The sequence below is a fragment of the Frankia sp. CcI49 genome (assembly GCF_001983215.1).
GTDB lineage: Bacteria > Actinomycetota > Actinomycetes > Frankiales > Frankiaceae > Parafrankia > Parafrankia irregularis.
In genome coordinates this window covers 245,284-255,407 of sequence record NZ_MOWP01000028.1, presented here as the reverse complement: position 1 = coordinate 255,407, position 10,124 = coordinate 245,284, and the positions used below count along the sequence as shown (strand labels likewise).

The following is a 10,124-nucleotide window of genomic DNA, read 5'->3' as shown; positions in this document are numbered from 1 at the left end:
CACAAGTTCCGTAGGTGCGGTCTATAGTCATCAATTGCTCCGCATCAGCGGATGTAGTGCAGCGTCGCACATCCTGCGTTTCACACAGACGTCATTCGCCGGTGGGGACGGGCACGGTCGCTCGCTCGTGCACCGAAGCGAAGGTCACGAGGGGGAAACCGATGACAAGGCTCTTTGGCATGCCCGCACGCAGGGTCAGCTGCACGCTGGCCCTCGGTGTGGCACTGGCCGTGGCGTTTCCCGGTGCGGCACATGCCAACACCGTCGGCGTCACCGTGAAGACACCAGGGGCGACCAGCGGCCCCGGGACCCCCTTCACCGAGATCTCCACCCATGCGGACTGTGCAAGCGGCCTGGCCTTCGGCGGCGGTATCAACCAGGCCATCGGCACCGGCACGGTGTCGAACGGCAACCACGTCAACGGCACCTCGCCGAGCCCCGACGGCAGCACCGAGTACACCGGCACGACCGGCGTCGTCGGGACCGACATCGCTTACTGGCTCGGTATCGGCGGGGCGGGTGGCGCGGCCGACGCCGCGTTCTCCAGCACGCCCTACGCGATGTGCGTGACCAGCAACCTGATCAATCACACCCAGGTGGTCATGAACAAGGTCGCCGGCCCGGCGAGCGCGTCGACGGTGGGCCTGGTGACAGCGGTCTGCCCGACGAACACGGTCCTGCTCGGGGGAGGCGCGCGTACCACACCGGCGAGCATCGGCAGCCTCAAGCCGATCGCCAGCTTCCCGACCTTCAACGACTCCACCCACAGCTATGGCCAGATCGCGGCAGGCAACGGAGAGACCAACCCGAACGCCTGGTCGGCGGTCGGGTGGAACGGCGGCGGCGGCAACAGCGGCAACACGACCTACGCCTACGCGATCTGCAGCGGTAACTCGATCAACGTCAGCGGCGTCACCGTGACCGTCCGGTACACCGAGGTGAGCGGTCCGACGTCCGCGACCTCCGGGCAGACCGCCACCGTCGGCTGCGGCGGCCAGGACGGCAAGCTGATCAGCGGTGGCGCCGCCGTCAGCGGCGGCAGCGTCACGACCACAGCCTTCACCGGGCCCGGCTCGCAGGGGACGCACCTCAACGGCAGCTACCCGAGCAACTCCGGCGGGACGGCCGTCGCCGACGGCACCACCACCGCGTCCTACTGGACGGCCTACAGCCACACCGGCGGCACGAGCTCGCCGAACACCTATACCGAGGCCTGGGCGCTGTGCGCCGACGACGGCGTCTGACCTCTGCTACGACCCCCTGACCCGGTGTGGGCCTTTTCCATCGTCGACTCGGGCCTTCGGCCGTTCCCGGCCGTGGGTCATGCGATGGAAAAGGCCCACTGTTAGTCCCTTTGTTATCTGCGGTTATCACGGGCCCGGGCGACAGCGCCCGGGCCCGAAAAGGCGGTGCACTTCCTTGAAGCGTGGTCCATTGAGCCTTTTCCATCTCGCGGTGGTCGGGCCGAGGTCACAGGCCCGAACCGACGATGGAAAAGGCTCACTCGTTCGCAGACGCCGAATCACCGGGACGGCCGGTGCTCTGGTCGGTGTCGTCGCGGCGGCCGCAGCGGTTCCACTCGTATTTCCCCTTACCGCCGCCTCGGCGGCCGAGACCGGCGGCGGCCTTGCCGCCTGCGGCACGGCGGGTGCTCTCACGGCGGCGCCGGCGCCGTCCTGCGTCTACACCACCGCCGGCACCGACACGTTCACCGTTCCCGACGGCGTCACCAGCGTGACCATCGACCTGTACGGCGCCGAGGGCGGAAGCGCGGCCGGGTATGTCACCCCGAACCCGGTGAACGCCGGGGCTCCGGGCGGCCTCGGTGGGCAGACCCGGGCGACCGTGGCCGTGAGCCCGGGGCAGGTTCTGCAGATCACGGTCGGCGCGGCTGGTGTGCCCGGATCGTCCCGGCGCGGCGAGTTCGCCCGCGACGGCGGGATCGGGCACGGAAGGGGCGGTGGCGGCGCCCACGGCGGTGGCGGGGCCGGCGGCGGCGGCTCGGATGTGCGTGTCGGTGCCTTCGGCCCGAACGACCGCATCATGGTGGCCGGCGGCGGGGGTGGCGCCGGCAACGGCGGCCCCCTGCTGCACGGCGGTGACGGCGGCGGCCTGGCCGGCGCTGACGGCGGCGAGGGCGGCGGCCCCGCAGGCTCCGGGCTGGCCGGCAAAGGCGCCACCCAGACCGCGCACGGCGCCGGTAGCCCGAACACCGTCATCGGCGGCCCGGGCATCGCGGGCGGCGACCTCGACCCGGTCACCAGTCAGGTCAACCCGGGCAGCGGCGGCCCCGGCGGAAACGGCGGCGGGGGAGGCAACGGCGGTGGCGGCGGCGGTGGCGGCTACCGCGGCGGCGGTGGCGGCTCCGGCGGCGGCAACCCGGGCAACTACTACGGCGCGGGCGGCGGCGGTGGCAGCGGCTATGCCGCGCCGACGCTGACGGACGTCTCCCTCGTGTCCGGTGTCAACCACGGAGGCGGGCACGCCACCGTCTCGTTCCGCTACGGGTCGTCGGTCTCACTCGGCGCCAGCACGTCCACGCCGCTGTTCGGGCAGGCCGTGGACCTGACCGCCACCGTGGCGCCGACACCGGCGGACGCCGGCACTCCCACCGGAACCGTCACCTTCCTGGACGGGGACGTCGCTCTCGCGACGGCGACGCTGGTCGACGGGACCGCCGGCGTCAGCCTGCGCGGGCTGCAGCCCGGCACGCACCCGATCATCGTCAACTACAGCGGCGACGAGGCCCACTCGGGGAGTGTCACCTCGGCTCCGACGGCTGTCACCGTCGGATTCAGCCAGCCGTGCGTCACCACGACGCGCAACGGCCCGCTGACGGTCGCGGCCGGCCAGGCCCTGTGCTTCGGCCCCGGCGGCCGGCAGAACGGGCCGGTGACCGTGAAGGCCGGCGGCGCGCTGGCCCTCTCCGGCGCCACTCTCGCCGGGCCGGTGACCGCGGACGGCGCGGTCGCCGTCTCCATCTGCCAGACGACGATCAGCGGCCCGGTGACGATCAGGAACAGCAGTGGCTTCGTGCTCGTCGGCGCCGTCGCCTGCGCCGGTAACACCGTCAGCGGGCCGCTGACCCTGACCGGGAACTCCGGCGGCCTGGAGGCCTCGGGCAACACCGTCGGCGGCCCGGCGAAGATCACCGACAACAGCGGCAGCGGCCCGCTGCCGGGCGACATCGTGCCCGGATTCAGCTACAACCAGATCTCCGGCCCGCTCAGCTGCAGCGGCAACGAACCGACGTTGCAGCAGGTCGGGAACACCGCCGGCGGCCCGCGCTCCGGCCAGTGCAGGTAACGCGAGTGAACGCAGGACGTCGCTGATCGGGCGACATCCCTGAATGGACGGCGCCGCCCGACCGGCGGCGCCGTCCGACCCATCCCGCTGTGTGAAGGCGACCGTGGGCGACTTCGGCCCGACATTCGTCGTCAGCACCCGGTGTAAGCCCGGACAGGCGGCATTTCACACCAGAGGCACCTTCACACCAGAGGCACCTCCTGGAGCAGCGGGTTCGACGCTGGTGCATCCTGTCGGCCGAATCCGGGAAGGCTCCCAGGGTGGCGCGCGCTCCGGGACACCGCGGGCGGGGGTTCCCGCGCCGGCGACGCGGACCCACATGACCGGCCGCGGACCGTCGGCTGGCAGGGTCCGCCCACTGGGCCCGCGCGCTCAGGGCCGACACGTCCGGCTGCTGCTGCTGGGCGTGCTGTGCCTTCTCGCCGGGCAGGGCATCGCCATGGTCGTGCTGGGTCGGGTCCGGCTGGCGGCCGAGGAGGCCGAGCGGCTGGCCGACCGGGAGCGCCTGGTCGGCCAGTTCGCGAACATGTCCAACCTGCTCGAGAATCCGCAGCTGCTCGCGGACCAGGTGGCCGTCACTCCGTTCGCGCATGACGACCCGGCGCTCAACAGGCAGCTCCTGCGACTGTTCACGAACTCGCCGGCGTTGGTCCCGAACCAGGCCGTCGCGCTGTACACACCGGACGGATCGGTCATCACCAGCCTCGACCCGGCGCAGCCGTCACCGACCGTCACCGACCTGGGGGATGCCTGGGACTCGGCGCTGGCAGGCAGAGCAGCCGCGTCGAACCTGTTCGACCTGGCCGGCAGGAAGCTGGTCGCCACGGCGGCGCCGGTCGGTGGGGCGCGGCCATGGGCGGTCCTGGTGACGGCGAACGACAACTCCCAGTTCCAGGCCTTCGCCCAGACCGTCGCCGACGAGGGCACCTACAAGATCGACCGCGTCGGAGTCGTGGTGAACGCCTGGGATCCGGATCTGATCGGGACGCGGGTAACAGCCCCGGCCGACCTGGCCAGGATCGCGGCGGACACCACCAGCGAGTGGACGACAGGTCACGGCGACGACCGGGTCGTCCATTTCGCGCACCTGGTCCCCAGCACGGGCTACCACCTCCTGTTGGAGCGCCGCGAGGCCGACCTCTACGCCGACCTGCGTGAACATCAGCGAGAACGTCACATCACCCTCGCCACGGTGTACGCCGCCTGCCTGATATCTCTGGCGCTCTTCGGGGTGCTCTGGACCCATGCGGCGCGACGCCGCCGGGCGCGCACCGACGCGCTGCTGTCCGGCACGCTCGATCTCGTCCTGGTCGCCGAGCCCGACAGCCACCGGCTGACCTTCGTCGGCGCGGCCGGCCGCCACCTGCTCGGCCGCACTCCGCAGGCCGATCTCGGCCAGCCGTTGACGGACCTCGTCCACCCCGAGGACGTGCCACGCGTCCGGGCTCTGATCGACAACCCGCGGTTGCCGCCGGAGCTTGATGTCAGGCTCCTGCGCGACGCGCGGGGTTCCCCCGCGATCGGCCCCACCGGATGGCTCTGCTTCGACGTCGAGGCCGCCGATCTGCGCGACGATCCCGCCGTGGGCGGAGTCCTGGTCACCTGCCATGAGATCGGGACTCGCAAGGATCTCCAGGACCGTCTCACCGACCAGGCGCATACCGACGGCCTGACCGGTGTGGCCAACCGGACCGCGGTGATGGCCGCGGTCGACAGCGCTCTGGCCGCGACAGTCGCCACCAACGCCTCCGTCTTCCTGCTGTTCGTCGACCTCGACGGGTTCAAAGCGGTCAATGACACCCACGGTCACCAGGTGGGTGACGACGTTCTGCGGGTCGTCGCCCACCGGCTCGTCGACGCCGTGCGCACCAGGAGTGACCGTGCCGGCAACTCGCCACGTGAAGACGTCGTCGGACGTCTTGGCGGGGACGAGTTCGTCGTCCTCCTCCAGGGCGTCGGCCGGGCCGAGGCCATCCGCGTGGCCGCTCGCGTCGTCGACCTTCTCGCGCGCCCGATCACAGTCGATGATCGGCGGCTGGGCGTCGGCGTCAGCGCAAGCGTCGGCGTCGGCGCGGTCGTTCCGGACGGTTCGACCCGCGTCGGCGTCAGCCCCGACCAGCTGGTGCGGCAGGCTGACCACGCCATGTACCGGGCCAAACGCGGCGGCGGCAGTCGCTGGGTGATCGAGGAGTGCGCCGCCCCCGCCCGTCCGGGCCGACCGCAGTCGGCTCCGATCTCGCTCAGTGAGGTAGAGCCAGCTCCCCGAGCGGTCCCGCCCGGCGAGGAGGGCACCGCCGCGAACCTCCCCAGCGGCGGGGCCGCCGCCGGAGAGGTTCGCCCGGCCAGCGCCGCGCGGCCGCGGCAGAGAGAGCACCAGCCGACTGCGAAGGCCGGTCGCGGGCGCGGCGGCCTCGCCTGGCGACTGCAGACCTGGGGGCCGTTGGCCCTCGCCGCGGTCCTGCTGACCGTGATGGTGGGAACCGCCCTCAGTCTGGACCGGGCGGCCGAACGCCGAGCCATGCAGGCGCGGCTCGGCGAGCTCGCCGAGGTGGCGGAGGGCTCCGCACGCTACAACGACGCGTCGGGCGCCACGAAGAACCTGATCGCCGCCATCTCCGCCGTGCCGTGGACGCTCACCCCGTCCGCCACCAACGAGGTCGTGCTGAACCAGTTCGTCGCGCCGTCCGACGGCATGGCGGTGGCGCTGATGAGCGGAGACGGCCAGGTCATCGACGCAGCGCCCACCGGCGCGCCCAACCCGGTACGGGCCGCCGACCCGGCGTTCGCCACCGCGCTGAGTGGCCGCGTCGGCAACCTGCCGGTGCAGTCGGTCGACGGGGCCTACTGGAACTACTCGCTGTTCCCGGTGCTCAGGAACGGCGTGTCGATCGCGGTGGTCTCCATGGGTATGCGGGCCGACATCTCACCGCAGCAACTGGGGTACGAGGCGGTGGGGTCGGTAGGCCTCGGCTCGACGGGCGGGCTGTCCGAACTGGACGTCAACGGCGTGGCCAGGTACTCCTGGGACCGCGGGCTCATCGGCCACCGCCTCGCCGACCCCGCGGTCCTGGCCACACTGCCCGCTTCCGGCGCGGTACGTCTGCCGAGGGCGGCGACGACCGAACAGGATTCCACCGCGTTCGCCGTCCGTGATCCCGCCCTGGCCGACGGGGGGTACGTCATGCTGGAACTTCCGACCTCGGCCGTGCGGTCCGGGCTGCGCCCCGACCAGTCGTGGCAGAACGCGCTGCTCATCTGCTCGGTGGCGGCGACCGTGTTCGGGCTGGCGCTCGCGACCCGGCTGTTCGCCCAGGCGGAACGCCGGGGGAACGACAGGCTGTCCGCTCTGCTGCACAACGTCCACGACATCGTGCTCGTCACCGACCGCCAGGCCAACGTCACCTTCGTCAGCTCCGCGGTGACCCGTCTGCTCGGCTACGACGCCGATGCCGTCCGGGGGCAGCAGTGGGGCATGGTGCATCCCGACGACATCGGCCAGCTTCGACGCGCGCTCGCCCCGGCGGACGACACCGGCCGCAGCCCGCCCACTGACGTCACGACAGTGCGCGATCTCCGGCTTCGGGGGGCTGACGGGGTGTACCGCTGGTTCGACCTCCGTGCTTCCGACCAGTTCGCCCACCCCGATATCGGCGGACGGCTGACAACCATTCACGACGTGACCGCACGCAGAAGCATGCAGGATCAGCTGCTGCGCCAGGCGCGCTACGACCCGCTGACGAGCCTGCCCAACCGGACCGCGCTCCTGGACGCACTCCGGCCCGGTGCGGGCACCACCGCGATCGTGTTCGTCGATCTGGACCGCTTCAAACAGATCAATGACGCTTTCGGCCACGAGGCCGGGGATGTCGTCCTGAGCACCGTGGCCCGCCGGCTCGTCCACGCCTGCCGGCCCGGCGACAMGGCCTACCGGCTCGGCGGTGACGAGTTCGTCGTGGTTCTCGGTGCGGCCGACCAGGAGCAGGCCACCGCCGTGGCACGTCGCCTCCGGCAGGTCCTGGCCGACCCGGTGCACCACGGTGACGATCTCATCGGCCTGAGCGCAACTGTCGGAGTCGCCCTCACCCACGCCGGCGGCACTGATCCCAGTGACCTCCTGAGAACGGCCGACAGCGCGATGTACCGGGCGAAGCACACGGCCCGCGGAACCGTCGGCATCGCGATCCTCCCGTTGCTTTGACGATCGGCCGACGGTGGTGCCGTGCCCGTCAGGGATTTCCGGGCACGGCACCACCGATCAGTTGGAGCAGCCGGCGGTCGGCAGGGAGGCCGGTGCGGGCACGGTGCGTCCCTCAAAGAGCGAGCGAGCCCACCAGTTCAGCAAACCGGGAGGCCGTTCCGACCACCGTCCTGTGGATCAACACACCCCGAAAGTTCTGGTCCGTCCGCCGCCGGGCACCGGGCCACCGGGCCGCCGCCCGGCCCGGCGCGCGGTTTCATCTCGGCAGGCCGAGCACACGCTGGGCGACGATCGAGCGCTGGATCTGCTGGGTCCCGCCGAAAATCGACTGGGCCCGCGACCAGAAATAGGCATCGAGCCAGGATTCCTCGGCCAGCAGCGGGACCGCTCCGCGCAGATCAATGATGACGTGGTTGAGAACCTGGTCGGCCTCCGTCACGAGCAGTTTGTCGATTGAGCCCTCGGGGCCCGGCAGCGATCCGTCGAGGCGGGCGGAAAGTGTCCGCGCGACGTGCAGCCGGAGCGCTTCGAGCGTCACCCAGGCGCGGGCGACATCCCGGCGGCCGGTCTCATCCGTGACCACCCGACCGGAACGGATGTCGTCCTCGAGAACGGTGAGCATCCGCATCAGGCGGGCGACCCAGCCGATGTCCCCGGGCCCGCGTTCATAGCCGAGCAGCTGCATGGCAATCGCCCAGCCCTGCCCCGGCGCGCCCAGCAGACCGGCCGCGGGCACCTGGACGTCGTCGAAGAAGACCTCGGCGAACTCGCGGGCCCCGCCGGCGGTGACGATGGGACGCACGTCGATGCCGGGCAGGTCCAGCGGGACGAGCAGCATGGACAGTCCGCGGTGCGCCGGCCTGTCGGGCTCGGTCCGGCACAGCAGAAGGCACCACTGCGACCACAGCGCCTCGCTGGTCCAGATCTTCTGGCCGTGCACGCGGTAGACGTCGCGGCCCTCGCCGTCGGTGCCGCGGATCGCACGGGTACGGACGGACGCGAGGTCGCTGCCCGCATCCGGCTCGCTGAAGCCCTGGCACCAGCGTTCCGTGCAGGCAAGCATGCCCGGCAGGTGCCGCGCCTTCTGCGCATCCGACCCGAACAGGCGGATCGCATTGGTGATGTGGTGGATGGCGGGCGGCGGTGGATAGCCGCCGAACCCCAGCTCGTCATTGAGGATCGCGTCGAAGGTTGGGGCGAGCCCGCGTCCGCCGTACTGCACCGGGAAGGTCAGGCCGACATATCCGGCGGCGGCCAGCTTCCGGTGCCATTGCCCGAGTGCCTCGATGCGCGCGTCCGGATCGGATGGCAGCGGCGTGACCTGCTGGGCGGCGAGCCAGGCACGTAGCTCCGTACGGAACGTCTCCTCCGCGGGGCTGTCGAAGAAGTCCATCAACCCGCTCCCGCTCCTGCTCCCGCGCGCGATTCATTTCCCGGTTCTGTTCCCGGTTCTGTTCCCGGTTCCGCCGCCGATTCCGAGCCCGTGCCCGCGCCGACACCGGCCAGCCGGGTGGCGGCAATCGCTGCGTACTGGGCGTTCTCATCCCCGAGAACACGCCGGGAAAGCAGAATGCGGCGTTGCCGCACCTGCGCCAGGTGCTCCCAGGTGAGGCCGATCCCACCCAGCATCTGGATGGCGATCTCACCGACCTCGCGGGCGGCGCTCGCGCAGAACGCCTTCGCCTGCCGGGCCGCGAGCAGCGCGTCGGCGGTGGGCAGCTCACCGGCCGCCCAGGCGGCGTGCCACATCGAGCTGCGCGCGCCTTCGACGAGGACGGCGCCATGCGCGGCCAGGTGCTGGACGGCCTGGAACGAGCCGACCGGAACGCCGAACTGCGCACGCCCGCGGACGTGGGCGACGGCGTCGTCGAGCGCGCGGCCCATCACCCCGAGCAGGTCCGCGGCGAGCACCGCGAGGACGACCGCCTCGGCTCGGGCCAGATCGTCGCGGGTGAGCGCCCCGCCGACCGGGGGAATCCCGCTGGCTGCCGGCGCGTCGGCGGGGACCGGGCACATCGATCTCGTCAGGTCGGCGCCGCCGGCCGACTCGCCGAGCCGCACCGCCCGTAGGCAGCCGCCGGCGCCGAGCCGGAGACCCGCGTCGGCGCCCTGGGCGTCAAAGGCGACACCGGGCTCACCCGGACCGGCGAGCCCGGTCAGATCGGTGCGCAGAACCGGGGCGAGCCGCAGCGTGCCCGCGGCCACGGCCTGTACCGCCGCCCGGTCGCCGGCCGCGGCGAGCAGGGTCGGCGCCCACACGGCGGCGCCCACGAAAGGCACGGGAACGAGATCTCCCGCCAGCCGCTCGGCGACAAGCGCGGCCGCCACGACCCCGCCTCCGCCGGCACCGCCCCCATCGCCGCCGCCCTCGTCAGCACCGCCCCCATCGGCGCAGCCCCCGTCAGCACCGCCCTCGTCAGCACCGCCGCGCTCCGCCGGAATGTGCAAGGCCACCAGACCCGCCTCGACCAGGGTCGACCAGCGGGCCTCGTCCCCGTCCCCGCGTGCGGTGGGCGCCAGGGCGGCGACGCCGCCCGGTGCGAGATCGGCCGCGATCCGCGCGGCCAGGTCCGCCAGCATCCGCTGTTCGCCGCTCAACCGAATGTCCATCCGCGCGCCC

General features: G+C 72.1%; 5 protein-coding genes. 3 read left to right on the top strand and 2 right to left on the bottom strand.

Annotated elements, in window-relative coordinates:
• Window positions 1–161: 161 nt before the first annotated feature.
• The 3 genes from CcI49_RS25915 to CcI49_RS25905 all read left to right on the top strand — a co-directional run bounded on the left by CcI49_RS25915 (window position 162) and on the right by CcI49_RS25905 (window position 7,504).
• The gene (locus tag CcI49_RS25915; protein ID WP_054568719.1) at window positions 162–1,244 is read left to right on the top strand and encodes a hypothetical protein; all 1,083 of its coding nucleotides are present in this window, start codon (window positions 162–164) and stop codon (window positions 1,242–1,244) included.
• A gap of 190 nt (window positions 1,245–1,434) precedes the next feature.
• Window positions 1,435–3,306, top strand: a complete 1,872-nt coding sequence (locus tag CcI49_RS40820) for an Ig-like domain-containing protein (RefSeq protein ID WP_131831182.1) — start codon at window positions 1,435–1,437, stop codon at window positions 3,304–3,306.
• A gap of 319 nt (window positions 3,307–3,625) precedes the next feature.
• Window positions 3,626–7,504 (top strand): diguanylate cyclase, encoded by a 3,879-nt coding sequence (locus CcI49_RS25905; RefSeq protein ID WP_076830095.1) that lies wholly within the window; start codon window positions 3,626–3,628, stop codon window positions 7,502–7,504.
• A gap of 256 nt (window positions 7,505–7,760) precedes the next feature.
• Here CcI49_RS25905 and CcI49_RS25900 read toward each other — a convergent pair whose 3' ends face one another.
• Complete coding sequence (locus CcI49_RS25900) at window positions 7,761–8,897, bottom strand: acyl-CoA dehydrogenase family protein (RefSeq protein WP_054568722.1); 1,137 nt, start codon at window positions 8,895–8,897, stop codon at window positions 7,761–7,763.
• Window positions 8,897–10,102 (bottom strand): acyl-CoA dehydrogenase family protein, encoded by a 1,206-nt coding sequence (locus tag CcI49_RS41650; protein WP_158230812.1) that lies wholly within the window; start codon window positions 10,100–10,102, stop codon window positions 8,897–8,899. Before CcI49_RS41650 ends, CcI49_RS25900 begins: the two co-directional genes overlap by 1 nt.
• Between the last annotated feature and the right edge of the window lie 22 nt (window positions 10,103–10,124).

Bases quoted from the DNA above. Each gene is read 5' to 3' on its own strand.
- CcI49_RS25915 (WP_054568719.1), top strand. From the start codon at position 162: ATGACAAGGCTCTTTGGCATGCCCGCACGCAGGGTCAGCTGCACGCTG.
- CcI49_RS25900 (WP_054568722.1), bottom strand. From the start codon at position 8,897: ATGGACTTCTTCGACAGCCCCGCGGAGGAGACGTTCCGTACGGAGCTA.